At 59.8% G+C, this 25,864-nt stretch carries 26 protein-coding genes and 2 tRNA genes; 26 read left to right on the top strand and 2 right to left on the bottom strand.

Annotated features, from left to right (window positions below; translation table 11 throughout):
- The first annotated feature begins 6 nt into the window (after positions 1–6).
- From pstC to AC1RTP_RS17525, 15 genes are all read left to right on the top strand, one after another.
- Positions 7–972, top strand: coding sequence for a phosphate ABC transporter permease subunit PstC (pstC, locus tag AC1RTP_RS17595; RefSeq protein ID WP_498609005.1), 966 nt, complete (start codon positions 7–9; stop codon positions 970–972).
- Positions 969–1,826 (top strand): phosphate ABC transporter permease PstA, encoded by an 858-nt coding sequence (gene pstA / locus AC1RTP_RS17590; protein WP_498609003.1) that lies wholly within the window; start codon positions 969–971, stop codon positions 1,824–1,826. Before pstC ends, pstA begins: the two co-directional genes overlap by 4 nt.
- A 12-nt stretch (positions 1,827–1,838) precedes the next feature.
- Positions 1,839–2,603: a phosphate ABC transporter ATP-binding protein PstB gene (gene pstB / locus AC1RTP_RS17585; RefSeq protein WP_498609001.1), complete on the top strand. Its 765-nt coding sequence runs from the start codon at positions 1,839–1,841 to the stop codon at positions 2,601–2,603.
- Between the two features lie 31 nt (positions 2,604–2,634).
- Entirely contained in the window at positions 2,635–3,336 is a 702-nt protein-coding gene (gene phoU / locus AC1RTP_RS17580; protein WP_498608999.1) for a phosphate signaling complex protein PhoU, read from the top strand.
- On the top strand, positions 3,336–4,028 hold the full coding sequence (gene phoB / locus AC1RTP_RS17575) for a phosphate regulon transcriptional regulator PhoB (protein ID WP_498608998.1): 693 nt from the start codon (positions 3,336–3,338) through the stop codon (positions 4,026–4,028). Before phoU ends, phoB begins: the two co-directional genes overlap by 1 nt.
- Positions 4,025–5,338: a phosphate regulon sensor histidine kinase PhoR gene (gene phoR, locus AC1RTP_RS17570; protein ID WP_498608996.1), complete on the top strand. Its 1,314-nt coding sequence runs from the start codon at positions 4,025–4,027 to the stop codon at positions 5,336–5,338. Before phoB ends, phoR begins: the two co-directional genes overlap by 4 nt.
- A 154-nt stretch (positions 5,339–5,492) precedes the next feature.
- On the top strand, positions 5,493–6,470 hold the full coding sequence (locus AC1RTP_RS17565; protein ID WP_498608994.1) for a patatin-like phospholipase family protein: 978 nt from the start codon (positions 5,493–5,495) through the stop codon (positions 6,468–6,470).
- Between the two features lie 22 nt (positions 6,471–6,492).
- Complete coding sequence (locus tag AC1RTP_RS17560; protein WP_498608993.1) at positions 6,493–6,897, top strand: heme-binding protein; 405 nt, start codon at positions 6,493–6,495, stop codon at positions 6,895–6,897.
- A 54-nt stretch (positions 6,898–6,951) separates the two neighbouring features.
- Positions 6,952–7,623, top strand: a complete 672-nt coding sequence (locus AC1RTP_RS17555) for a substrate-binding periplasmic protein (protein ID WP_498608991.1) — start codon at positions 6,952–6,954, stop codon at positions 7,621–7,623.
- 4 nt (positions 7,624–7,627) lie between these two features.
- Positions 7,628–8,305 (top strand): substrate-binding periplasmic protein, encoded by a 678-nt coding sequence (locus tag AC1RTP_RS17550; protein WP_498608989.1) that lies wholly within the window; start codon positions 7,628–7,630, stop codon positions 8,303–8,305.
- A 1-nt stretch (position 8,306) separates the two neighbouring features.
- On the top strand, positions 8,307–8,954 hold the full coding sequence (locus AC1RTP_RS17545; protein ID WP_498608988.1) for a substrate-binding periplasmic protein: 648 nt from the start codon (positions 8,307–8,309) through the stop codon (positions 8,952–8,954).
- Positions 8,955–9,134: 180 nt separating this feature from the next.
- Positions 9,135–10,298 carry a glutamine-hydrolyzing carbamoyl-phosphate synthase small subunit gene (gene carA / locus AC1RTP_RS17540; RefSeq protein WP_498608986.1) on the top strand — a complete coding sequence of 388 codons (1,164 nt, stop codon included), beginning with the start codon at positions 9,135–9,137 and terminating at the stop codon, positions 10,296–10,298.
- On the top strand, positions 10,299–13,517 hold the full coding sequence (gene carB, locus AC1RTP_RS17535) for a carbamoyl-phosphate synthase large subunit (protein WP_498608984.1): 3,219 nt from the start codon (positions 10,299–10,301) through the stop codon (positions 13,515–13,517).
- Positions 13,518–13,614: 97 nt separating this feature from the next.
- Positions 13,615–14,091, top strand: coding sequence for a transcription elongation factor GreA (gene greA, locus AC1RTP_RS17530; protein ID WP_498608983.1), 477 nt, complete (start codon positions 13,615–13,617; stop codon positions 14,089–14,091).
- Complete coding sequence (locus tag AC1RTP_RS17525; RefSeq protein WP_498608981.1) at positions 14,091–14,504, top strand: DUF4149 domain-containing protein; 414 nt, start codon at positions 14,091–14,093, stop codon at positions 14,502–14,504. Before greA ends, AC1RTP_RS17525 begins: the two co-directional genes overlap by 1 nt.
- 100 nt (positions 14,505–14,604) lie before the next feature.
- Here AC1RTP_RS17525 and AC1RTP_RS17520 read toward each other — a convergent pair whose 3' ends face one another.
- Positions 14,605–15,066 carry a YhbY family RNA-binding protein gene (locus tag AC1RTP_RS17520; protein ID WP_498608980.1) on the bottom strand — a complete coding sequence of 154 codons (462 nt, stop codon included), beginning with the start codon at positions 15,064–15,066 and terminating at the stop codon, positions 14,605–14,607.
- A 45-nt stretch (positions 15,067–15,111) separates the two neighbouring features.
- On the opposite strand from AC1RTP_RS17520, the gene AC1RTP_RS17515 reads away from it, so the two are divergent.
- The 6 genes from AC1RTP_RS17515 (at position 15,112) to AC1RTP_RS17490 (ending at position 20,335) form a co-directional block, all read left to right on the top strand.
- Positions 15,112–15,759 carry an RlmE family RNA methyltransferase gene (locus tag AC1RTP_RS17515; RefSeq protein WP_498608978.1) on the top strand — a complete coding sequence of 216 codons (648 nt, stop codon included), beginning with the start codon at positions 15,112–15,114 and terminating at the stop codon, positions 15,757–15,759.
- A 154-nt stretch (positions 15,760–15,913) separates the two neighbouring features.
- Positions 15,914–17,803, top strand: coding sequence for an ATP-dependent zinc metalloprotease FtsH (gene ftsH / locus AC1RTP_RS17510; protein ID WP_498608976.1), 1,890 nt, complete (start codon positions 15,914–15,916; stop codon positions 17,801–17,803).
- Between the two features lie 51 nt (positions 17,804–17,854).
- A complete protein-coding gene (folP, locus tag AC1RTP_RS17505) occupies positions 17,855–18,676 on the top strand; it encodes a dihydropteroate synthase (RefSeq protein ID WP_498608974.1) in 822 nt (273 codons plus the stop codon).
- A 19-nt stretch (positions 18,677–18,695) separates the two neighbouring features.
- Entirely contained in the window at positions 18,696–20,048 is a 1,353-nt protein-coding gene (gene glmM, locus AC1RTP_RS17500; RefSeq protein WP_498608973.1) for a phosphoglucosamine mutase, read from the top strand.
- Positions 20,049–20,102: 54 nt separating this feature from the next.
- Positions 20,103–20,179 (top strand) — tRNA-Pro (locus tag AC1RTP_RS17495).
- Positions 20,180–20,258: 79 nt separating this feature from the next.
- Positions 20,259–20,335: transfer RNA gene (locus AC1RTP_RS17490), tRNA-Arg, on the top strand.
- Positions 20,336–20,706: 371 nt separating this feature from the next.
- Here the strand turns inward: AC1RTP_RS17490 and AC1RTP_RS17485 are convergent.
- Positions 20,707–21,816, bottom strand: coding sequence for a GGDEF domain-containing protein (locus AC1RTP_RS17485; RefSeq protein ID WP_498608971.1), 1,110 nt, complete (start codon positions 21,814–21,816; stop codon positions 20,707–20,709).
- An 82-nt stretch (positions 21,817–21,898) separates the two neighbouring features.
- Between AC1RTP_RS17485 and AC1RTP_RS17480 the strand changes: the two genes are divergently transcribed.
- The 5 genes from AC1RTP_RS17480 (at position 21,899) to AC1RTP_RS17460 (ending at position 25,788) form a co-directional block, all read left to right on the top strand.
- The gene (locus tag AC1RTP_RS17480) at positions 21,899–22,522 is read left to right on the top strand and encodes a hypothetical protein (RefSeq protein ID WP_498608969.1); all 624 of its coding nucleotides are present in this window, start codon (positions 21,899–21,901) and stop codon (positions 22,520–22,522) included.
- Positions 22,523–22,577: 55 nt separating this feature from the next.
- A complete protein-coding gene (locus AC1RTP_RS17475; RefSeq protein WP_498608967.1) occupies positions 22,578–23,237 on the top strand; it encodes a TetR/AcrR family transcriptional regulator in 660 nt (219 codons plus the stop codon).
- 164 nt (positions 23,238–23,401) lie between these two features.
- Entirely contained in the window at positions 23,402–24,691 is a 1,290-nt protein-coding gene (locus AC1RTP_RS17470) for an acyl-CoA dehydrogenase family protein (RefSeq protein ID WP_498608965.1), read from the top strand.
- A gap of 21 nt (positions 24,692–24,712) precedes the next feature.
- A complete protein-coding gene (locus tag AC1RTP_RS17465; protein WP_498608964.1) occupies positions 24,713–25,390 on the top strand; it encodes a hypothetical protein in 678 nt (225 codons plus the stop codon).
- On the top strand, positions 25,387–25,788 hold the full coding sequence (locus AC1RTP_RS17460) for a RidA family protein (RefSeq protein WP_498608963.1): 402 nt from the start codon (positions 25,387–25,389) through the stop codon (positions 25,786–25,788). Before AC1RTP_RS17465 ends, AC1RTP_RS17460 begins: the two co-directional genes overlap by 4 nt.
- Positions 25,789–25,864: the final 76 nt, after the last annotated feature.

Raw genomic sequence — 25,864 nt, 5'->3', positions numbered from 1 at the left:
GCCACCATGAGTGCCTCCGTAGCTGCCATGCAGTCCGTCGTGCGCAAGCAGCGCATCCAGGACTGGTTCTTCCATAAAATCACGATGGTATTTGCGCTGACCGTACTGTTCGTACTGGTCGGCATTATCATTTCTTTGATCAACGGCGCGCTGCCCGCACTGAAAGAGTTCGGTCCCGCCTTCATCACCACCGTCGAATGGGATCCGGTCAACGACCAGTTCGGCGCCGCGATTGCCATCGTCGGCACCCTGGCCAGCGCCGGCATCGCGCTGCTGATCGCTTTCCCGGTCAGCTTTGGCATCGCCCTGTTCCTGACCGAGGTATGCCCGGTCTGGCTGCGCCGCCCGCTGGGCACCGCGGTTGAACTGCTGGCCGGCGTGCCATCGATCATCTACGGCATGTGGGGCCTGTTCGTGTTCGCGCCGATGTTCAGCGAATACGTGCAGCCGCTGCTGAAATCCACCTTCGGCGCGATCCCGTTCATTGGCGCGCTGTTCAAGGGCCCGACCATGGGTATCGGCATCCTGACCGCAGGCCTGATCCTGGCTGTGATGATCATCCCGTTCATCGCTTCCGTGATGCGCGACGTGTTCGAGATCGTACCGGCCGTGCTGAAGGAATCGGCATACGGCTTGGGTTGCACCCGCTGGGAAGTGGTGCGCAAGGTCGTGCTGCCTTATACCAAGACCGGTGTGGTCGGCGGCGTCATGCTGGGCCTGGGCCGCGCCCTGGGCGAAACCATGGCTGTCACCTTCGTGATCGGTAACGCGGCCAAGCTGCCAACCTCGCTGTTCTCGCCAGGCAGCTCGATCGCATCGACCCTGGCCAATGAATTTGCCGAGGCTTCCAGCAAACTGCACGTGTCCTCGCTGTTCGCGCTGGGCCTGATCCTGTTCATTATTACCTTTATCGTCCTGTCCGGCGCCAAGCTGATGTTGATGGGCTTGTCGCGCAAGGAGGGCGTGAAATGATCCAGAATAAAAACCCTGTCTACCGCAAACGACTGTTCTACCATCGCGTCGGCATGACGCTGTCGGTCGGCGCAATGTCGGTCGGCCTGATCGCGCTGTTGTGGATCCTGGCGACCCTGCTGATCAACGGCTTCGAGTCCCTGAGCGTGCTGATGTTCACTAACGATACGCCGGCGCCGGGCAGCGAGGGCGGCGGCCTGCGTAATGCCATCGTCGGCTCGTTGATGATGGTGGGACTGTCCACCGCGGTGTCGACCCCGGTCGGCATCCTGGCCGGCATCTACCTGGCTGAATACGGCGAGGAAAACAAGATCGCACAGATCACCCGTTTCGTGACCGACATCATGCTGTCCGCACCGTCGATCGTGATCGGCCTGTTCGTGTACGCCATGTATGTAGCGAACGTGCAGCACTTCTCCGGTTATGCCGGCTCCATCGCGCTGTCGCTGATCGCGATTCCGGTGGTGGTGCGCACTACCGACAATATGCTGAAACTGGTGCCCAACTCCTTGCTGGAAGCGGCCTACGCCCTCGGCGCACCGCGCTGGAAAGTGTCGATGATGGTGCGCCTGCGCGCCGTCAAGGCAGGCGTGATGACCGGCGTGCTGCTGGCCGTGGCCCGGGTTTCCGGTGAAACGGCGCCGCTGCTGTTCACCGCACTGAATAACCAGTTCTTCAGCGCCGACATGAATCAGCCGCTGGCCAACCTGCCGGTAGTGATCTATCAGTTCGCCATGAGCCCTTACGACAACTGGCGCGCCCTGGCCTGGGGCGGCGCGTTGATCGTCACCTTCAGCGTGCTGGCACTGAACATACTGTCGCGCACCGTGTTCGCACAAAAAGCACCAAAATAACGAGTACAGATCATGACTAAAGCAAGCAAAATCATTGAAATCTCCGGCCTGAACTTCTACTACGGTAAGACGCGCAGCCTGCATAACGTGAACCTGGACATCCACGAGAAGAAGGTGACCGCCTTCATCGGCCCGTCCGGCTGCGGTAAATCGACCCTGCTGCGCACCCTGAACCGCATGTACGACCTGTATCCAGGCCAGCGCGCTGAAGGCGCCATCCGCTACCGCGGCCACAATATCCTGGAAGCGGGCCTGGACGTGAACATGCTGCGCGCCAAAGTGGGCATGGTGTTCCAGAAGCCGACCCCGTTCCCGATGTCGATCTATGACAATATCGCTTTCGGCGTGCGCCTGTATGAAGACCTGTCGAAAGGCGAGATGGACGAACGCGTTGAATGGGCGCTGAAAAAGGCCGCACTGTGGGGCGAAGTGAAGGACAAGCTGAGCAAGAGCGGCCTGTCGCTGTCCGGCGGCCAGCAGCAGCGCCTGTGCATCGCGCGCGGCGTGGCGGTGAAGCCTGACGTCCTGCTGCTGGACGAGCCGACTTCCGCGCTGGACCCGATTTCCACCTCCAAGATCGAAGAACTGATCTCCGAGCTGAAAGAGGACTACACCATCGCCATCGTGACCCACAATATGCAGCAGGCAGCCCGCTGCTCTGACTACACCGCCTATATGTACCTGGGCGAACTGGTGGAATTCGGCGAGACCGACCAGATTTTCATGAATCCTGTGCGCAAAGAGACCCAGGACTACATTACCGGCCGCTTCGGCTGATTAGCAAACAGAAAAAGAGAGAGAAGACATTATGATGGGCGAACATTCCTCCAAGGCTTACGACACCGAACTCGAAGGCATCCGTTCCAAAGTGCTGCTGATGGGCGGCATGGTTGAAACCATGTTCCTGGACGCGATGACCTGCTTCCGCATCGGCAATACCGAGCGCGCCGAGCGCGTGATTGCCGAAGACGCCAACGTCAACCAGCTGGAAGTGCAGTTGGACGACCAGTGCAGCCACCTGATCGTGAAGCGCCAGCCGACCGCGAACGACCTGCGCACCGTGATGGCGACGCTGAAAGTGATCACCGACCTGGAACGTATCGGCGACGAAGCGGCCAAGATCGCACGCATCGCCAAGGCCTTGCACGGACGCGGCGCCGTGACCCTGAACCATTACGAAATGGTGCGCACCATTGCCACCGCCACCAGCGACATGCTGCACGACGCACTGGACGCCTTCGCGCGTGGCGACGGCAAGGCTGCCGTGCAGCTGATTGCCCAGGACGCGGTGATCGACCACGAATACCGCTCCATCATGCGTAACCTGATTACCTTCATGATGGAAGATCCGCGTACAATCTCGGCAGCGTTGGACACGATGTGGGTGGCCAAGGCCATCGAGCGCATCGGCGACCACGCCAAGAATATCGCCGAGTACGTGATCTACGTGGTGGAAGGCAAGGATATCCGCCATACCCACGGAGCGACCCAAGAAGCTGTAAATAAATAATGGCATCCGACAAAACAACTGTACTGATTGTTGAAGATGAGCCGGCGATCGTCGAGCTGGTAAGGTTCTCGCTGCGCGAAGCGGGTTGGAACTGCGTGGTGGCGCAATCCACGCAGGAAGCCTGGGAATGCATGCAGACCCGCACCCCGCAGCTGGTGCTGCTGGACTGGATGCTGCCGGACCAGAGCGGCCTGCGCCTGCTGGCCCGCATCCGCGGCGACCGCCACTTTGCCGCTGTACCGGTCATCATGCTGACCGCAAAAAGCATGGAAGAGGACAAGCTGGCAGGCCTCAACGGCGGCGCCGATGACTACATCACCAAGCCGTTCTCGCCGCGCGAGCTGCTGGCCCGCGCCCGCGCGCTGCTGCGCCGCAAGAGCCCCGAGCTGGCAGAAACCCAGCTCAAGGCTGGCCCTGTGGTGCTGGACCCGGTCAGCTGCACGGTGTCGATGCACGAAAATAAGATCGACATCGGCCATGCCGAGTACAAGCTGCTCAAGTTCTTCATGGCCCACCCGGAGCGCGTGTTCTCGCGCAGCCAGCTGCTGGACAAGGTGTGGGGCGACCATGTGGTGATTGAAGAGCGCACGGTGGATGTCCATGTGCTGCGCCTGCGCAAGGCGCTGAAAGATGCCGAGCACCTGATCAAGACGGTGCGCAGCGTGGGATATATGCTCACAGAGAAACCATGAATCCAAAAGTCGTATTCTGGGTGCCAGTCGGGATCCGGCTGGCCTTTCTGCTGGGCGGTGCCGCCCTGGTCTGGTGGTGGTTTGGCATGGCGGCTGGCGTTGTGGCCGCATTCGCCGGCATCCTGGCAGCCGTTTTCATCCAGCTTAAATACCTGTACCAGTTAAGCGAATGGTTGGAAAAGCCGGAGTCCGGCCGCTTGCCGGACGGCTGGGGCGAATGGACCGATATCTTTGCCCGCCTGTACCGCCTGCGCCGCGACGATGAAAAAAACCAGGCCGAGTTGACCGAATGGCTGGCGCGCTTCCGCCAGGCCATGCACCTGCTGCCGGACGGCGTGGTGATCATGGACGATGTGCTGTTCCTCGAATGGTGCAACCCGGCGGCGGAAGAGCACCTGGGGCTGCAGCAAGCGCGCGACAAGGGCATGCGGGTGACTAACCTGGTACGCAGCCCGGACTTCATGGATTACCTGATCCTCGGCCGCTACGATCAGCCGCTGACGCTGAATTTCCGCGGCCGCAAGCTGGTGGCGCATATCATCCCGTTCGAAAACCGCCGCCAGATCCTGGTCACGCACGACATCACCGAGACGCAGCGCGCCGAGATGATGCGCCGCGACTTTATCGCCAACGCTTCGCACGAGCTGCGTACGCCGCTGACGGTGATTGCCGGTTTCCTGGAAATCGCCGCTTCGATGGAGCTGGATCCGGAAACCCGGGCCGCCCATCTCAAGCTGATGATGGAGCAGAGCACGCGCATGCAGCACCTGATCGAGGACATGCTGACCCTGTCGCGCCTTGAATCCGTAGACCATCCGATGCGGCCGGAGCACGTGAATATTCCTGCGCTGCTGGAGCAGGTGCTGCACGAAGGACGCGCGCTGTCGGGCGGCAAGCACGAGATTTCGCTGGAAGTGCATGGCGGCGATGTGATGGGCAATATGGACGAATTGCACAGCGCCTTCGGCAACCTGGTGTCGAATGCGGTGCGCTATACGCCGGTGGGCGGCTCCATTCGCCTGCGCTGGGAAGATACGCCGACCGGCGTGCAATTCCAGGTGCAGGACACCGGGATCGGCATCAGCCCGGAACATATCTCGCGCCTGACCGAACGTTTCTACCGGGTCGACAAGAGCCGCTCGCGCGAGACCCAGGGCACGGGCCTGGGCCTGGCCATCGTCAAGCACGTGCTGCTGCGCCACAGCGGCAAGCTGAATATCAGCTCCGAGGCGGGGCAGGGCAGTACCTTCACCGTCAACCTGCCGAAATCGCTGGTCTCAACGACAGTGGAGCCGGCACAAGCCGCCTAAGGCAAAAAATGTCCACCTTGGGGTCAGGAACGAATGTGGACATTTCTGCAGGAAATGTCCACATTCGTTCCTGACCCCAAGGTGGACATTTTTTGCGTTGCCGGCTTGAGGTACAATCTGCTCGCCCTAAAAAAACGAGCAGATCAACCTTTACATGCAGCTAAAACGTTTCGCCTTTGCCATCCTTGCCGCCGCAGTGCTGGCCGGGTGCCAGACTACCCCTACTACCGTTACCACCGATTTGCCGCCGCCGGTCAAAGCGACCGATGTTCCGCTGGTTTCCGTTGAACCGCCACAGCAGCAGGTCCTGCCGCCGGCGCCTCCTGTCCAGCGCAAGGTGAAGATCGGCCTCGCCCTGGGCGGCGGCGCTGCGCGTGGCTTTGCCCATATCGGCGTGATCAAGGCCCTGGAAGCCCAGGGCATCGTGCCGGACATCGTGGTCGGCACCAGCGCTGGCTCCGTAGTGGGCGCGCTGTATGCGGCCGGGAATGATGCAAAGACTTTGCAGAAAATGGCGACCGACCTCGATGAGGCGGCCATTTCCGACTGGGCGCTGCCCTTGTTCAGCAAGTCTTCCGGCGTGCTGAAAGGCGAGGCGCTGCAAGCCTTCGTCAACAAGGCTGTGCACAACGTCACCATCGAAAAGCTGAAAATGCCGTTCGGCGCCGTGGCGTCGGACCTGAAGACGGGCCAGCCTATCCTCTTCCAGCGCGGGAATACCGGCATGGCGGTGCGCGCCAGTTCGGCCGTACCGGGCGTGTTCCAGCCGGTGAAGATCGGTGACCATACTTATGTCGACGGCGGCCTGGTGGCGCCGGTGCCGGTGCGCTTTGCCAAGGAAATGGGGGCGGAGTTCATCATCGCGGTGAACATCTCCACCCAGGCTGATTCGCAGGCGACCAATTCTTCGCTGGAGGTCATCATGCAGACCTTCTCCATCATGGGCCAGCGCATCAACCAGCTGGAACTGCGCGATGCCGACGTCGTGATCCAGCCACCTCTGGGCAAGATGGGTTCAGCAGAATTCAACAACCGCGCGGGCGCCATGCTGGCGGGCGAGCGGGCAACCATGGCCGTCATGGCGCAACTGAAGCAGAAGCTGAAGGCGCGCCGTGAAACCCCGGCCCCATAATAAAAATTGAAGGAAACGAGACATGATCACCAAGCCAGTGCTGTCCCTGGAAGACATCAAGAAAATCGCTGCTGCCGCCGAGGCGGAAGCGATCAAGCATAACTGGGCAGTTACCATTGCCATCGTCGATGACGGCGGCCACCTGCTGTGGCTGCAGCGCCTGGATGGCGCGGCGCCGCTGTCGTCCCACATTGCCCCTGCTAAGGCGCGCATGTCGGCCCTGGGCCGTCGCGAATCCAAGGTCTATGAAGACATGATCAACGGCGGCCGCACTTCCTTCGTCGGCGTGCCGATGGTGGAAGCGCCGCTGGAAGGCGGCGTCAATATCGTGGTGGACGGCCATACCGTGGGCGCCGTTGGCGTTTCGGGCGTCAAATCCAACGAAGATGCGCAAGTCGCCAAGGCAGGCATCGCCGCCCTGGCGTGATCCCGTCGGCAAACATTGCTTGTAATTAAGGAAAGATATTCCTAAGATGCAAGGATGAAAGCTGCTTTCTCCTTGTTGTTGCTCCTGTCGCTTCCGCTGCGGGCGGAGGAGCTGCAGCTATCGGTGATCGCAGGCAATCCCACCCATGAAGATGTCTGGCGCGTGGTTCAGGCCGCAGCCAGGCGCTCCGGCATTCCAGTGGCGGCGCGCCTCGTGCCTGCCGAGCGCGCCCTGGCCCTGGCCAATAGCGGCGACACCGACGGCGACGTCGCCCGCATTGAGGGTCTCGAACGGCAATATCCCAACCTGGTGCGCGTGCCGGAGCCGGTTTACCAATACTCCGCCTACGCCTTTGCCTATAACAAGCTGGAAGTAACGGCTGGCTGGGAAAGCCTGCGCGGCCATGGCATTTGCATCCGGCGCGGCATCAAGCTGTTCGAATTGCGTACCCAGAACTTGCAGCGCCAGATGCTGGACGATGAAAGATCGATCCTGCGCATGCTGCGGAACGGCGGCTGCGATTTGGCGCTGCTGGAACCGGAGAGCGCTGTCGTCAAGGCGGCGATGACTGCGCGGCCGCCGCTCCATAAACTGCTTCCGCCGCTGGAAGTCGCGCCCCTTTACCTCTACCTGCACCGGAGCCACGCTGCGCTGGTGCCGCGTTTCGCGCAAGCTTTGAAGCAAATGCGCCAGGACGGTACACTACAGAAGATCCTCGACGACTAGACCCATGAAAGCACTGATCGCGCTTTGCCTTTTGCTGGTGCTGCCGGCCCGGGCGGAAGAGCTGCAACTGTCCGTCATTTCGCGCAGTACCACGCATACTGACCTGTGGAAGGCTGCCGAAGTGGCGTTCCAGCGCGCCGGCGTGACTGCCGTGGTGCGGGAGGTGTCGCCTGAACGCTCTGCCGTGTTGGCCAACGAGGGCACGACCGATGGCGATGTCGGGCGTACCGCCGGCCTTGAAAAAAGCTTCCCCAACCTGATCCAGGTCCCTGAGCCGATCTACCAGTACGCTCCCACCGCCTTCGCCTATAAGCGCTTTGACGTTACGGGCAGCTGGGAATCCCTGCGCTCGCACACGATCTGCATCCGGCGCGGCCTGCGCCAGACCGACCAGCGCACCCAGGAAATGGCGCGCCAGATCCTGCCGGATGAGGCAACGATGCTGCGCATGCTGGCCGCCGGCGGCTGCGAAATCGCTATCATGGAGCGCAATAATGCGCTGGCGCGCGCAGCCATGGCAGCCGACCCGCCGCTCCTGCGCCTGCTGCCGCCGATGGAAATCATGCCCCTCTATATCTACCTGCACAAGACACATGCTGCCCTGGTGCCCAAAGTAGCCGCGGCACTGAAGCAGATGCGGGCCGACGGCACCATGCATAAGCTGCTCGGGGAAGGGGAGTGAGATGAAGATCCTGGCTGCCATGCTGTTCGCGCTGTTCTCGGCGCCCCTGCATGGCCAGGATCTGCAGCTCTACCTGATTCCCGGCACGCCAGCCCATATCGAAGCCTGGCAGACCGTGGAGGCGGCCGCACGCCGCGCCGGTATCGGGGTGGCTGTGCGTCCGTTGCCGCCCGACCGCGGCATGGTCCTGGCCAATAAGGGCGTGGTGGACGGCGCCATCGGCCGCAGCATACTGGCCGCCAGCGACTACCCGGACCTGGTGCAGGTGCCGGAAGCCGTCTATATGTATGAGCCCACCGCCTTCGCCTATCGTAAATTCGACGTCTCGCATGGCTGGAAGTCGCTGCGCGGCCATACCCTGTGCGTGCGGCGCGGCTACACGCTGACGGAGCGGCGCACGGCCGGCATGCAGCGCCAAAGGCTGGAAAGCGACGCCTCCCTGCTGCGCATGCTGCGCGAGGGCGGCTGCGAGATCGTTATCATGGACCGGCGCAATACCGAGATCGTGGCAGCCCTGGCCGCCGACCCCGATTTGCAGCAATTGCTGCCGCCGCTGGAACAAGTGCCGCTTTACCTATACCTGCACAAACGCCATGCGGCCCTGGTCCAGCGGCTGGCCGAGGCGCTGCGGCAGGTGAAACATCCCTAGGGCGGGCTTGCCGGCGAGGGAACTTTGGGTTATAATTCAAAGGTTTAGCCAATTACCATTCGACCGTAGCGCCTACCTCACACATCCATGATCAACTGACCCGCGAACCCGGCATTGCGCCCGTGCGTCCCGTGGGTTGTCTGAGTGGCGTCGCTACGGTAACTTAATCAGGAGTTGCCCTTGCCGCCATTTTTTTCTGGCCCTGCCGTTCCAGCCATCCTGGCCCTAGCCGACGGAACTATCTTTAAAGGTTTTTCCATTGGTGCTGCCGGTCATACGACGGGCGAAGTCGTTTTCAATACCTCCATGACGGGTTATCAGGAAATCCTGACCGATCCTAGCTACAGCCGCCAGATCGTCACCCTGACTTACCCGCATATCGGCAACTACGGTATCAATACCGAAGACGTCGAAGCATCCAAAGTCCACGCCGCCGGCCTGATCATCCGTGACCTGCCGCTGGTAGCATCGAATTTCCGTTCGCACCAGTCGCTGTCCGACTACCTGAAGGCCGAGAACATCGTCGCCATCGACGGTATCGACACCCGCAAGCTGACCCGCATCCTGCGCGAGAAGGGCGCCCAGGCCGGCGCCATCGTGACCGGCGTGCAGGGCAACGAGCCGTCCGCGCAGCAGGCGCTGGAACTGGCGCGCAGCTTCCCTGGCCTGGCGGGCATGGACCTGGCGAAAGTCGTCACCGCACCGGAAGTCTACGAGTGGACTGAAACCGAGTGGGAACTGGGCAAAGGCTATGGCAGGGTAGCCGACCCTAAATTCCACGTCGTTGCCTACGACTTCGGCGTCAAGCGCAACATCCTGCGCATGCTCGCTTCGCGCGGCTGCAAAGTGACCGTGGTGCCGGCGCAGACTTCCGCCGCCTACGTGCTGTCGCTGAACCCGGACGGCGTGTTCCTGTCCAACGGCCCTGGCGATCCTGAGCCATGCGATTACGCGATCGAAGCGACCAAAGTCTTCATGGAGAAGAAGCTCCCGGTGTTCGGCATTTGCCTGGGCCACCAGATCATGGCACTGGCCTCCGGCGCCAAGACCCTGAAGATGAAGTTCGGCCACCACGGCGCCAACCACCCGGTGCAAGACCTGGACAGCAAGAAGGTGATGATCACCTCGCAGAACCACGGCTTCGCTGTGGATGCGGACACGCTGCCGGCCAACTGCCGCGTGACCCACGTGTCGCTGTTCGACAATTCGCTGCAAGGCTTCGCCCGCACCGACGTGCCGGCATTCTGCTTCCAGGGCCACCCTGAAGCATCGCCTGGCCCGACCGACGTCGCCTACCTGTTTGACCGCTTCATCAACATGATGAATGCCGCGGAGAAGAAATAAATGCCAAAACGTTCTGACATTAAAAGCATCCTGATTATTGGCGCCGGCCCGATCATCATCGGCCAGGCCTGCGAATTCGACTACTCCGGCGCGCAAGCTTGTAAAGCACTGCGCGAAGAGGGTTACAAGGTCATCCTGGTGAACTCCAACCCGGCGACCATCATGACCGACCCGGAAATGGCCGACGTCACCTACATCGAGCCGATCACCTGGCAAGTTGTGGAGCGCATCATCGACAAGGAACGTCCTGACGCGATCCTGCCGACCATGGGCGGCCAGACTGCGCTGAACTGCGCGCTGGACCTGCACCGCAACGGCGTGCTGGACAAGTACAAGGTCGAACTGATCGGCGCCACCCCGGAAGCCATCGACAAGGCCGAAGACCGTTCCAAGTTCAAGGACGCGATGACCAAGATCGGCCTGGGTTCGGCGCGTTCCGGCGTGGCGCACTCGATGGAAGAATCGTGGGCGGTGCAGAAGGAAGTCGGATTCCCGACCATCATCCGTCCATCGTTCACCATGGGCGGCAGCGGCGGCGGTATCGCTTACAACGAAGAAGAATTCGAAGCGATCTGCAAGCGCGGCCTGGAAGCTTCCCCAACCAATGAGCTGCTGATCGAAGAATCGCTGCTGGGCTGGAAAGAGTACGAGATGGAAGTGGTACGCGACAAGGCGGACAACTGCATCATCGTGTGCTCGATCGAAAACCTGGACCCGATGGGCGTGCACACCGGCGACTCCATCACCGTCGCTCCGGCACAGACCCTGACGGACAAGGAATACCAGATCATGCGCAATGCCTCGCTGGCAGTGCTGCGCGAGATCGGCGTGGACACCGGCGGCTCCAACGTGCAGTTCTCGATCAACCCGAAAGACGGCCGCATGATCGTCATCGAGATGAACCCGCGCGTGTCCCGTTCCTCGGCACTGGCATCGAAAGCCACCGGCTTCCCGATCGCTAAAGTGGCGGCGAAACTGGCCGTGGGCTTCACCCTGGATGAACTGCGCAACGAAATCACCGGCGGCGCGACCCCGGCTTCGTTCGAACCTTCGATCGACTACGTCGTGACCAAGGTGCCGCGCTTCACCTTCGAGAAGTTCCCGGCAGCCGACCACCACCTGACCACCCAGATGAAATCCGTGGGCGAAGTGATGGCGATGGGCCGCACCTTCCAGGAGTCCTTCCAGAAAGCCCTGCGCGGCCTGGAAGTGGGCGTGGACGGCATGAACCAGAAGACCACCGACCGCGAGAAGCTGGAAGAGGAACTGGGCGAGCCAGGCCCTGACCGCATCTGGTACGTGGGCGACGCTTTTGCCCAAGGGTTCACCCTGGACGAGGTGTACAACCTGACCAAGATCGATATGTGGTTCCTGGTGCAGATCAAGGAAATCATCGACCTGGAACTGTGGCTGGACACCCAGAAGCTGGAAAACCTGGACAAGAACACCCTGTACAAGCTGAAACAGAAGGGCTTCTCGGACCGTCGCCTGGGCTACCTGCTGCAATGCGGCGACACCGCCGTGCGCAACAAGCGCCGCGAACTGGGCATCCGTCCGGTGTACAAGCGCGTCGACACCTGCGCCGCAGAATTCTCGACCGACACCGCGTACATGTACTCGACCTACGATGAAGAGTGCGAGTCCAACCCGACCGACAAGAAGAAGATCATGGTGCTGGGCGGTGGCCCGAACCGTATCGGCCAGGGTATCGAATTCGACTACTGCTGCGTGCACGCCGCGCTGGCAATGCGCGAAGACGGCTATGAGACCATCATGGTCAACTGCAACCCGGAAACCGTGTCGACCGACTACGATACTTCCGACCGCCTGTACTTCGAGTCGCTGACCCTGGAAGATGTGCTGGAAATCGTCGACCTGGAAAAACCAGTGGGCGTGATCGTGCAGTACGGCGGCCAGACCCCGCTGAAGCTGGCGCTGGACCTGGAAGCGAACGGCGTGCCGATCATCGGCACCTCGCCGGACATGATCGACGCCGCGGAAGACCGCGAGCGCTTCCAGAAGCTGCTGCAGGACCTGGGCCTGCGCCAGCCGCCTAACCGCACCGCGCGCACCGAAGAAGAAGCGCTGGCGTTGGCTCAGGAAATCGGCTACCCGCTGGTGGTGCGTCCTTCCTACGTGCTGGGCGGCCGTGCGATGGAAATCGTGCACGAGCAGCGCGACCTGGAGCGCTACATGCGCGAAGCAGTGAAGGTGTCGAATGACTCCCCAGTGCTGCTGGACCGCTTCCTGAACGACGCCATCGAATGCGACGTGGACTGCATCTCCGACGGCGACACCACCTTCATCGGCGGCGTGATGGAGCACATCGAGCAAGCCGGCGTGCACTCGGGCGACTCCGCCTGCTCGCTGCCGCCTTACTCGCTGTCGCAAGAGACCATCGATGAACTGAAGCGCCAGACCTCGCTGATGGCCAAGGGCCTGAACGTGGTGGGCCTGATGAACGTGCAGTTCGCGATCCAGAAGCAAGACGGCAAAGACGTCGTCTTCGTGCTGGAAGTGAACCCGCGCGCCTCGCGTACTGTGCCTTATGTGTCCAAGGCGACCGGCCTGCAACTGGCCAAGATCGCTGCACGCTGCATGGTCGGCCAGAAGCTGGCTGACCAGGGCATTACCAAGGAAGTCGTGCCGCCATACTTCAGCGTCAAGGAAGCCGTGTTCCCGTTCGTGAAATTCCCTGGCGTGGACACCATCCTCGGCCCAGAGATGAAATCGACCGGTGAAGTGATGGGCGTGGGCGTCACCTTCGCGGAAGCCTTCGTGAAGTCGCAGTTGGGCGCAGGCGTCAAGCTGCCGAAGTCGGGCAAGGTATTCCTGTCGGTGAAAGCATCGGACAAACCGCGCGCCGTGAAAGTGGCGAAAGACCTGGTCGATGCAGGCTTCACCCTGTGCGCCACCAAGGGCACCGCCGCCGTGATCTCCGCTGCCGGCATTCCTGTCACCCCGGTGAACAAGATGTCCGAAGGCCGTCCGCACGTTGTCGACATGATCAAGAACCACGAAATCGTCCTGGTGATCAACACCGTGGAAGAGAAGCGTACCGCGATCAACGACTCGCGCAACATCCGTACCTCGTCGCTGGCGGCCCGCGTGACCACCTACACGACGATCGCCGGTGCGGAAGCGGCAGTCGCCGGTATCCGCCATCTGGACGAATTGCGTGTGTACGATTTACAAGGCCTGCATAAGTCTTTAAACTAAGCCTCAGTAAGTAGTACGCTTGACAAGATAACCACAGAGCCCGCGCCGAAGCATGGCGCGGGCTCTGTGTTTTTTAGCAATTTAACAAGAGACTGACATGAATACCGTTCCACTGACTAAATTCGGCGCCGAACTCCTGAAAGACGAGCTGCACCAGCTCAAGACCAAGGAACGCCGCATTGTCATCGATGCCATCGCCGAAGCGCGCTCGCACGGTGACCTGTCCGAAAACGCAGAATATGATGCCGCCAAGGAGCGCCAAGCCTTCGTCGAAGGCCGTATCGCGGAACTGGAAGGCAAGCTGAGCTCGGCGCAGATCGTTGATCCAACCACCCTGGACGCGGAAGGCCGCGTGGTGTTCGCCTCCACCGTGGACCTGGAAGACCTGGAGTCCGGCTCCAAGGTGAGCTACCAGATCGTCGGCACCGATGAAGCTGACCTGAAAATGGCCAAGGTTTCCGTGACCTCGCCAATCGCCCGCGCCCTGATCGGCAAATACGCCGGCGACGTGGTTGAAGTGCAGGCCCCATCCGGCCCGCGCGAATACGAAATCCTCGAAGTCCGCTACATTTAATGATGCTGGCTAAAGTACGCCTGCTGGTGGCCGCCCTATGGGCCGGCAGCCTGTGGGCGGTTGGCTACCTGGTCGCGCCGACCCTGTTTGCGTCGCTGGACCGGGTGCTGGCTGGTTCGATTGCCGGACTGATGTTCCATGCCGAAGCGATGCTGTCGCTGGGCTGCGGCGCCGCCATGGGCGTGCTGCTGTTCTTCGGCACCCGCGACTGGACGCCAAAGCGGCGCCGCTCGGTGCTGCTGATCGTGGTGGCGATGGTGATGTGCACGGTGGCGTCGCACTTCGGCCTGCAGCCGATGATGGCCGCGGCCAAGGCTGCGAATGACGGCAGCTTCGGTAAGCTGCATGGAATTTCGAGCACCATCTACCTGGTGCAAAGCCTGCTGGCAGGCTGGCTGGTCTGGAAGCAGTAAACCGGTACATCGATGTCTGACCCGCAGGGTCAGACACCTGGCCTGCGACAGCCGATTATCAAGTGTCAGACCCTTCGGGTCTGACACTGGGGTACCGGTTCTAAGCGACAGTTTTCTTGGTGCCGACTTTCTTCTTGACGCGCTTGATGGTGCCGCCGGCGGTAACGCGTTCGTTACCTTTCAGCAGGACCTTGCTCACGGATGGCTTCTTGGTGCCGGAAGCGCTTGGCTTGACGATGGTCACCATGCGCATGCCTTTGCCGGCCTTGCCGGAAGAGGACTTCTCAGCATCCACTTTCGGACGGTACAGCACCAGCAGCTTGCCGATGTGCTGGACCGGCGCCGCGCCAGTCTTTTCGCAGATGGTTTCGTACATTCCGATGCGGGCTTCGCGGTCGTCGCCGAAAACGCGCACCTTGATCAAGCCGTGGGAGTCCAGGCCGAGCTCGATCTCCTTCATCACGGAAGGGGTCAGGCCGGATTCGCCCACCAGGACGATTGGCTTCAGGCCATGGGCTTCGGCGCGCAGGACGCTGCGTTCGGCAGGGGTAAGGTTCAGCATAGTTATTTTTGGATAGGTTTCTCTTAAAGGCAGTATTCTACGCTAATGGCTAAGAACAAATTAAACAAAAACTGGTTGCACGACCATATTAACGATCCATATGTGAAGGCCGCCCAAAGGGACGGCTACCGTGCCCGGGCAGCCTACAAGCTCAAAGAGATCGATGAAGACGCCAAGTTGATCAAGCCCGGCCAGGTGATCGTTGACCTGGGCTGCACTCCCGGCTCCTGGGGGCAATATGTGCGCCGCAAGCTGGCGGGCAAAGAAGATGGCGGTATCAATGGCACCATGATCGGCCTGGATATCCTGCCGATGGAGCCGATCGCCGATATGCACTTTATCCAGGGCGATTTCCGCGAGCAGGAGGTCCTCGACCAGCTGGCCGAGGTGCTGCAAGGTCGGAAAGCCGATCTTGTTTTGTCCGATATGGCGCCCAATTTGTCCGGTATCTCGGTGGCCGATGCGGCCCGAATGGAAGACCTGATCGATATCGCCATCGATTTTAGCCAGCACCATATGAAGCCAAGTGGCGCTTTATTGGTGAAATGTTTCAAGGACATGGGATTCAGCCAGATCGTCGAGAAATTCCGCCGCGAATTCAAGACCGTGGTACAGAAAAAGCCGAAAGCCAGCCGCGATAAATCGTCTGAAATCTTCCTTCTGGGGCGCGGACTGAAAAATCCGCTGGAATAATGTTAATTTGGCCCTTGATTTGACCGGAAAAACCCACATATCCGGCGCAGGAGTGTGCACCATTGGGCCTGTCTGTAGCATGGCCCGGGTTTAACGAGTAAAATCGGATTTCTGCTACAGGTAACTGGTGCGCCCGCGCATCCAAGGAGTTTTCGTGAATAACATGTTTTCTAAATCGGCTATTTGGGTCGTCGTGGCCTTGCTGTTATTTATGCTGTTTAAGCAATTTGACAGTCACAGCATTTCCGGCGGCGTAAAAGCCATCCAATATTCCGATCTTCTGGATGAGGTCAAAGCGAAACGCATCAAAGAGGTGGTGATCGAAGGCAGCGCCATTACCGCCACCCGTCTCGACGATTCCAAAGTCCGCACCACGTCCACCTTCCTGGACCGTGGCCTGATCGGCGACCTGCGCGAAAACGGCGTGCGTTTCGACGTGAAGCCGCCTGAAGAGCCAGGCATCCTGCAACAAGTGTTCGTTTCGTGGTTCCCGATGCTGCTGCTGATCGGCGTATGGATTTTCTTCATGCGACAAATGCAGGGCGGAGGCAAGGGCGGTGCGTTCTCCTTCGGTAAATCGAAGGCGCGCATGCTGGACGAAACCAACAACACCGTGACTTTCGCCGACGTGGCGGGTTGCGACGAAGCCAAAGAGGAAGTGACCGAGATCGTCGACTTCCTGAAAGACCCGACCAAGTTCCAGAAACTGGGCGGCCGTATTCCACGCGGCGTGCTGATGGTTGGTCCTCCAGGCACCGGTAAAACCCTGCTGGCACGCGCCATTGCGGGCGAAGCAAAGGTGCCGTTCTTCTCGATTTCCGGTTCGGATTTCGTTGAAATGTTCGTCGGCGTGGGTGCATCCCGTGTGCGCGACATGTTCGAGAACGCCAAAAAGCATTCGCCTTGCATCATCTTCATCGACGAGATCGACGCTGTTGGCCGCCATCGTGGCGCCGGCATGGGCGGCGGTAACGACGAACGCGAACAGACCCTGAACCAGCTGCTGGTTGAGATGGACGGCTTTGAAGCTTCGTCCGGCGTGATCGTGATTGCCGCGACCAACCGTGCCGACGTGCTGGACAAGGCGCTGCTGCGTCCGGGCCGTTTCGACCGCCAGGTTTCCGTGGGCCTGCCGGATATCCGCGGCCGCGAACAGATCCTGAACGTCCACATGCGCAAAGTGCCGATCAGCACCGACGTGAAAGCAGACATCCTGGCACGCGGCACCCCGGGCTTCTCCGGCGCCGACCTGGCCAACCTGGTCAACGAAGCCGCACTGTTTGCCGCGCGCCGCAACAAGCGTCTGGTCGACATGATCGACTTCGAAGATGCGAAGGACAAGATCTTCATGGGCCCGGAACGCAAGTCCATGGTGATCCGCGAGGAAGAGCGCCGCAATACCGCTTACCACGAGTCCGGCCACGCCGTTGTGGCGAAGCTGCTGCCGAAGGCCGACCCGGTCCATAAAGTGACCATCATGCCGCGCGGCTGGGCCCTGGGCCTGACCTGGCAGCTGCCAGAGCACGACAATATTTCGGGCTACAAGGACAAGATGCTGGAAGAGATTTCTATCCTGTTCGGCGGCCGCATCGCAGAAGAGATCTTCGTCGGCCAGATGTCGACCGGCGCGTCAAACGACTTCGCCCGTGCCACCAAGCTGGCACGTGCCATGGTGACCAAGTACGGCATGTCCGATGCGCTGGGCGTGATGGTGTACGAAGACACCCAGAATGACGGCTGGCTGGGCGGCGCCAACAAGACCATCTCCGAAGCGACCCAGCAAAAGGTCGACGCGGAAATCCGCACCATCCTCGACTCGCAATACGCCTTGGCGCGCAAGCTGCTGGAAGAGAACCGCGAAAAAGTCGAAGTGATGACCAAGGCCCTGCTGGAATGGGAAACCATCGATGCGGACCAGGTGAACGACATCATGGCTGGCCAGGATCCGCGCCCACCGAAGGCCGGCACCACCATCCGCAAGCAGCCAGGCAACGACGGCGGTTCCGGTTCCAACCCGAACCCGAACGCCACCGCCCCAGCTTAATGATCTGATTTGTTATGAAAGGGTGAGGCATGGTCCTCGCCCTTTTTATTTATGCCTCATAAATTCGGACGCTTCAATTTCCCTACCAGCCGCGCGCTGGTCATGGGCATCCTCAACGCCACGCCTGACTCCTTCAGCGATGGCGGCCAGTTCGCCAGCCTCGATTACGCCATCACCCATGCCGAACAGATGATCCGCGACGGCGTCGACATCATCGACATCGGCGGCGAGAGCAGCCGCCCCGGCGCACCCTCCGTGTCGCTGGACGAAGAACTGCGCCGCGTCATGCCCCTCATCTTCGCCCTGCGCGACTGCGGCAAAGCCATCAGCGTTGACACCTATAAACCGGAAGTCATGCGCGAAGCGGTACTCGCAGGCGTCGACATGATCAACGATATAAACGGTTTCCGCGCTCCCGGCGCGATCGAAGCCGTGAAAGATAGCGATTGTGCGTTGTGCATCATGCACATGCTTGATAATCCTACAACAATGCAATCCAACCCCGAGTACAATGACGTCGTGCGCGAAGTCACGGATTTCCTGGCCGAACGCATTGCCGTCCTGACGGCGGCTGGCATCGACAAGGAGCGCCTGTGGATCGACCCCGGCTTCGGTTTCGGGAAAACGGTTGAACAAAATTACGCGCTGCTGAAGGCCGGCAAGCAGATGGTGGCCGAGCTCGGCGTGCCGCTGCTGGCAGGCCTGTCGCGCAAGTCCATGATTGGCGCGGTCACCGGCAAGCCGGTTGAGCAGCGCCTGGCCGGCAGTATCGGCGGCGCATTGGCAGCAGTCGCACATGGCGCCCAGATCGTCAGGGTGCACGATGTAGCAGAGACCGTCGACGCACTGAGCGTGTGGCAGGCGGCTCATTAAGAAAGGAAGAGAACAAAATATGGCACGTAAATATTTCGGTACTGATGGCGTTCGCGGCCTGGTAGGCCAGGCGCCGATTACCCCTGATTTCGTCATGCGCCTCGGCTATGCCGCGGGCAAAGTGCTGGCCAAGACCGCCAGCACCGGCACTGCCCGTCCTACCGTACTGATCGGCAAGGACACCCGTATTTCCGGCTATATGCTGGAAGCCGCGCTGGAAGCCGGCTTCGCCGCCGCCGGCGTTGATGTGAAACTGGCCGGCCCGATGCCGACCCCAGCCATTGCTTACCTGACCCGCGCGCTGCGCCTGCAGGCTGGCGTCGTGATCTCGGCTTCGCACAACCCATTCCAGGACAACGGCATCAAGTTCTTCTCCGACCAGGGCACCAAGCTGCCTGACTCCGTTGAGCTGGACATCGAAGCCATGCTGGAGCAGCCGATGGAATGCGTGTCGCCGGAGAAGCTGGGCCGCGCCCGCCGCCTGGACGACGCTTCCGGCCGTTACATCGAATTCTGCAAGAGCACCTTCCCGAACGAGCTGGACCTGCGCGGCCTGAAGATCGTGGTCGATTGCGCCCACGGCGCCGCCTACAATATCGCCCCGCACGTCTTCCACGAACTGGGTGCGGAAGTGGTCGCCATCGGCAATAAGCCGGACGGCCTGAACATCAACGACGGCGTTGGCGCAACGGCGCCTAAAGCCATGGCCGCAGCCGTGCTGGAGCACAAAGCCGACCTCGGCATCGCCCTGGACGGCGACGCCGACCGCCTGATCATGTGCGACGCAGCCGGCCGCATGTACAACGGCGATGAGCTGCTGTACGTGATGGTGATGGACCGCGTAGCCAATGGCGGCGTGGCCGGCGCAGTCGGCACCCTGATGACCAATATGGCCGTCGAAGTGGCGCTGAAAGAAAAGGGCATCGGCTTCGCACGCGCCAAAGTCGGCGACCGCTACGTGCTCGAAGTGATGCAGGAAAAAGGCTGGATCCTGGGCGGCGAGGGCAGCGGCCACCTGCTGGCACTGGACAAGCACAGCACCGGCGACGGCATCATCTCCGCGCTGCAAGTGCTGTCCGCGCTCAAGCGCAGCGGCAAGACCCTGGCGCAGATCGCTGGCGAAGTCACGCTGTTCCCGCAGACCCTGATCAATGTGCGCGTTCAGGCCGGCTTCGACTGGACCAAGAACGCCGCCATGGTTGCGGAAAAAGAAAAGGTGGAAGCCGAGCTGGGCGACACCGGCCGCGTGCTGATCCGTGCCTCCGGCACCGAGCCTCTGATCCGTGTGATGGTCGAAGCGCGCGACGCCGACAAAGCGCAGAGCATGGCGCGCCGCATCGCCGATAAAGTTGAAACGGCGCTGGCAGCGTAAAGTTGCCGCCGTGACATTGACGAATGATGCCTCGCCGGGGTATTATTCGTTCATCGGAGTGTAGCGCAGCCCGGTAGCGCACCTGCTTTGGGAGCAGGGGGTCCAAGGTTCGAATCCTTGTACTCCGACCAAGAAATTCCTCGAGCGGGTTGTCTTCGGACAACCCGCTTTTCATTTGCGGCAACGGTTTTCATCGCCTTGCCCGCGTCTCTGCCCTTAGCTCAGTTGGATAGAGCATCGGCCTTCTAAGCCGGCGGTCACAGGTTCGACTCCTGTAGGGCAGGCCACCTTCCTCCTCACTCTCCCCCTATGAGAGACCAAGTGTGCTATGGGGGGCGTCGTCGGCGTGCCGTAGACCATCGGCTTCTTTGGCCGAGGGTTGGATGCTTCACTCGATATAATGAAATTAGCAAAATCAAGCCTTTTTAAGAAATCTGACGTTAGGGCCATTTCTTTGCGTAGGCATTGCGTAGGCACTTTTCCTTGATCGAATTGCGCCCCCCTGTCGTTCCCAAGGGGGCTAAAAGGTGGATAGTTAGGGGAATGGAGTGATGAAGAACGGGATTCTCTATCCAGGTTCGACGGACACTTCCTCCGCCAGAACGAAGGCATACTGCACACTAAAGGCATTTCAAGTCGATCGTCGATATAGCGCGGATCAACTGGCAAACCTGACCAAGTTTCGTCCCGCGTCCTTGGCGTCGTAAAGTGCAGCATCTGCGCGCGCCATGAGCTGCTCTCCCAATCCAGCGGGATCTTTGCCAGTCTGCACCGGCAATTCCAAGCTGGCGATGCCTATGCTCACCGTCCACTGAAATTCCTGGCCCGAGTGGCTCCGCAACTTTAATTCTTGTACTTGCAGGCGGATTCGCTCTGCCAGGTGCGCTGATCCATCAAGGCCGGTTTCCGGCATGAGGATCGCGAATTCTTCGCCCCCGAGCCGCGCGACGATGTCGACGTCACGTGAGGTCTTGTTGCATAAATTGGCCAGCGTTTGTATTACGTGGTCTCCGGTGGGGTGGCCGAAGGTGTCGTTGATGTGCTTGAAATAGTCGATATCGAGCATCAGAAGCGTGCAGGGATGCGACGTACGCAAGAAACGTGAAGTCTCACGCTGCAGCAAGTGCTGGAAGTGCCTGCGGTTGGCCACGCCGGTCAATGGATCCGTGTTGGAGGCATTCTCGAGCGCCTTCTCAAGCAGATGCCGGCGCCGATCGCCGAACGCGAATGCCACGCAAATGAGCGCCAGGAAAATCGAGGTGGGCCAGATAACCATGCCATACAGCTGATATGGGAAGTATCCGAGCCATCCAGTCGTCGCTAAAAGGAAGGGACTGATTGATACCAATCCTAATGCCGCCCAATTGACAAATAGCGAAAAGCCCAGGCATAGCAACACTGCAACCATTGGATAGAAGATCGAGCTCATGACCGCTGCGGTCAATTCACCGGACTGCGTTTTCAGGATCGCGATGTCATGAAACTGCGCCAGGGCCAAGGCGAATAGTGCGATGAGGGCGGCGAGCCTATGGTTGTTGGTGCGCCAGACTCCCCATGCTGGGATGATCATCCACACAAACGCCAATCGCGGCCATACTAGGTTGCCGGCGGTGGCAGGATCATTCATGTAGTCGAGTACCCATTCGCCGGCACCCAATAGGGCAGTTAGCGCGATGAGCAGGCTTGTTTGAGCGCGATACGCAAGGAATTTCCGCCCCAAGTACGTGCCGTCCACATTCAAACGTAGAACCTCGCGACAGGTATTCATTTGTCGCTCCATTTTATTTGTTTGGTTTATTGTCCTAAGTTTGCTAACATGTACCTATAAACCTCAGATTGCAGGTGCCGCCATGGACATCCAAACTTTCGCGCTCTCACTGGCCACTTTACTCCTTGTAACGATTGCCAGCACATCGGGTTGGGCGTTGTTAGGCAAAAGAAACTACCTGCTAGGCAGTTTGTGGTTCATCCTGGCCTTCTCAGGTTTGAATTTTCTCTTATTTGGGCTTTATGGCGTGCTGGCTGCTTACGACATCGCGAACCTTTGCGATGTGTTTTCGCGGGGAATTGGCACTCCTGTCGTCGCAACCGCCGGGCTTATGGCTGTGACACACCACTACCGGCCCTCTGCACGCGCCAGCCTGCTGTTCCTCAGCTTCGTACTCGTTGGCTCGGCATTGCTTGAATCTGCGACTGCAATCGACTGGCTGGAGCCATGTGTCCGCATCGGGACGTGGGCAGCGTTCTCGGTCTATTTGTGGTACTTCGCCAAGAGGTTGGCCGACGTTGGCGAGTATCTCCATGCGATTGGTGTTGCGCTTGCCTTGTTTGGCATACAGGTCATCGTGATCTCTACTGGCATTGTCGATGCGCAAAATCGCATGTTTTACTTCATGATCGAGGGCGCTGTGGCGGCCTATCTTTGCCTGGAACTGTTCTATGCTTACTGCGCCCTGGAGCAGCGCGGCCATTGACTTCTTAGGTCAATAAACATAACAATGGCATTTCTTATGTTTAGATAGAATGACAATGACAGTCTCAACCGATGAACGTCCTGCGCGCAAGCGTCGGGCTGCCAAGGAAACTTCAGACGAACCAGTGCGTCGCGACTTGCGGGCGCAAGGCCAGCGTACGCGCAACGGAATCATCGAGGCTGCGCGCAAGCTTCTGCTCGAAGGCGGCAGCCTGGAATTTACCTTGCGCGAAGTTGCGCTGCGCGCGGGCATCAGTATCAGCAACCTGCAGTACTACTTTCCGACTCGGCTGTCTGTATTGCGCGCGGTTGTTGAACCGGTGGTAGAGGCCTATATGGCTGATTTGAGTAGCGCCATGGCTGCCGATACGCCGCCCAGCGAAACATTGTCAGTGCTGGTCGCGCGAGTACTGCTCGACGTGAAAAACGTCGAGGGGTCATCGTTATGGTGCCATTTCGCATCGTTGGCGGCAGTCGATCCCGAGTGTTCGCGGCTCCTGGATGAGTGGTACGAAACGCTGACGCACGAGATTGGCTCGCTCATCAATCGCATTAACCCTTCCTTGGGACTCAAGGAGTGCCTGCAGAAGGCAACGCTGCTCATCGCCATGGCCGACGGTATCGCATTCCAGGTTGGCGGTGGACGCGGCCGGCGCAGTTATCTGCGTGATCTCGACGAGCAAATGCACACCCTGGTCAAGTCTCTCCTGGCCTGACATCCCCCTGTTTTATCTCCTGCGGCGTGGCTGGCGAAGCCGCGCCGCAACACTTTTCAGATTTACTTTGTACTTTTGTCCTATGTTTGGTACTCTGTCCTACAATGAAGAAAGTTACCGGGGCTTGGTGACCTGGTGGCCAACATTGAAAGGAGACGCACCAAATGATTCGCCTGTACAAATCCACTGCATTGCCACTGGCTGGTCTGAGCGGTTTCGAAACCCCACTGGGTGAAGAAGAAAACGCGATTCAGCACACCGTTCACCGCCTGGCGCGCGACGTTTTACGCCCGGTTGGCCGCGAGCTTGACCGTATGACGCCGGAAGAAGTCATTGCTCCATCCTCCCCGTACTGGGCCGCGATGTTCGAGGCGGCGAAGCTGGGCCTCGACCCGCAACTGATCTCCCAATTCCCGCCTGAAACCGCTGTGCGTATCGAATCGCTGATCGGCGAGGAAATGGGCTGGGGCGACTCGGGCCTGGCCGTATCGATTGGTGCTGCTGCCGCGCCGTTGATGATGGCGCAGTCGGTCGGCGACCAGGAACTGATCGATATGTGTACCGGCAAGATCGGCTGTTGGATCAACACCCAACCCGATCGCGGCTCCGATGCGGCCATCCTGTATCGCGAAGAGCTGGCGGCAGAGGGCAAGCAGCCGGTCGGCAACCTGACCGCGAAGGTAGGCGCCGATGAAATCGTCATCAATGGCCAGACTTCGGCCTGGATTTCGAATGGCTCTGTGGCACAGGTGGCCCTGGCTTATATGGCTGCGGACTATGGTGACGGCTTCCATAACAATGGTGCTAATCCTACTTTCACCAATGGCATCGCAATGATCCTGCCGCTGGACCTTCCTGGTATCACGCGCGGCAAGCCGTTGGCCAAGATCGGCCAGCGCGGACTGCCGCAAGGCGAGATCTACTTTGATAACGTCAAGGTGCCCAAGCGCTTTGCCATCGCGCTGCAAGAGGAATATCTGGGCAACCTGGCGTCGATGTGGTCTTTCGCCGGCACCCATATGTGCCAAGTATTCGTTGGTGCGGCTCGTTCGGCGTTTGAGCTGGCGTTGGCCTATACCCACGAGCGCAAACAGGGCGGGGCGCTGCTCATCGACCATCAGATGACGCAGCTGCGCATTGGCGAAATGCTGCGCCGCCTGGAGATGGCGCGCGCCACAGCACGCCGCAGCCTTTCCTTCGCACGCATCTCACCACAAAGCCACCCTTACGTCACCGCGCAGGCCAAGGTCAGTGTGACGGAAGAGGCCATGAAGATTACGCATGAGGCCTTCCAGCTCTTTGGCGCCAACGGCACCACGCAGGAATTCCCGATCGAGAAAATCTTCCGAGACGTGCGCTCGGCCCTGATCGAGGACGGCGAAAACTACATCCTGACGTCGCGCCTGGGGGTGCTGGCCGGCCATCTCTACCGCAACGGTTGGACACAGGAATAAGCGACTCAAAGGAGAATGGACGTGGACTTCAAAACTGATTTGCTCTTATTTTCGACTTCGGTGCTGGTGCTGACATCGCTGGTGTACGGCATCAAGTTCCTCAAGCGTGGCAACTATCTGCTGGGGCTTGAATGGCTGATCGTGACCTTTTCCGGCTCGAACTTCCTGATCTTTGCGCTGGCCGGTATCCAGGGGGCTTACAGCATCTCTTATTTCTGCGATGCGTTTTCCCGTGCCTTTGGTATTCCGATTGTGACGACGTTGGGCTTGATGGCTATCACGCACAGGTTCAAACCTTCGCTGAAGGTGGATGCATGGTTGTTTGCCTTGTCCTTTGCAGGAGCGGTTGCATTGGTCGCAGTGCCGTCACTCGCCCCGTTCAAACCGGTCTTCTATGTCGTGATGTGGACGGGTTTTTCGTTCTATCTTGCGTATTTCGCCAAGCGCCTTTTCAATGCGGGAGAAGGTGGCCACGCTGCAGGTGTCATCGTCGTCCTGATCCTGACACAAGCGATCGCCAGCATCTACGACTTTTACCAGATTCCTGGTGATGCCGAACACATAGTTTTCTACATCCTTGCGGGATTGGCCTGGTCTTCGCTGTGCGTCGAGTTGTATTACGCATACTGCGCTTTGGAGTGCGCGGAGCAGAACGCGATCTCTCGCAAGCTTCCTACTTCACGAAAGGCTTACGTATGAAACGCCAAGCAATTATTCCGCCGGGTACCCAGGCGCTGTATGACGGTTTTCACTTCGCTCCTGCGACTCGTGTCGGTGACACCATCTGGGTCTCCGGCCAGGTTGGCCTGGATGCGGAAATGAAACCAGCTGAAGGCATCACAGCACAGGCAACGCTGGCCTTTGGGTATCTGAAATACATTCTGGAACATGCAGGCGCCACATTGGCCGACGTGGTCGAACTGACGACCTTCCACACGAATCTGCAAGCCGATGTGCCGGCATTTTCGGCGGTCAAGGACCAGTTTTTTCCTGAGCGTTATCCATCGTGGACGGCGGTTGGGATTACTGAGCTGGCCTTGCCTGGACTGGTGATCGAAATCCGTGCAGTTGCAGTTGCGGGCAGCGGGACAAAGTAGTCCGCGGTTTTTTTTAGATTCATGTTTGTACATTTGTCCTAAGATTGGTTTGTTGTCCTACAAAGATTTACTAAGG

The sequence above is a fragment of the Pseudoduganella sp. GW821-FHT11H04 genome (assembly GCF_058807935.1).
The sequence above is the reverse complement of the archived record's forward strand: the minus strand, read 5'-3'. Positions and strand labels throughout refer to the sequence as shown.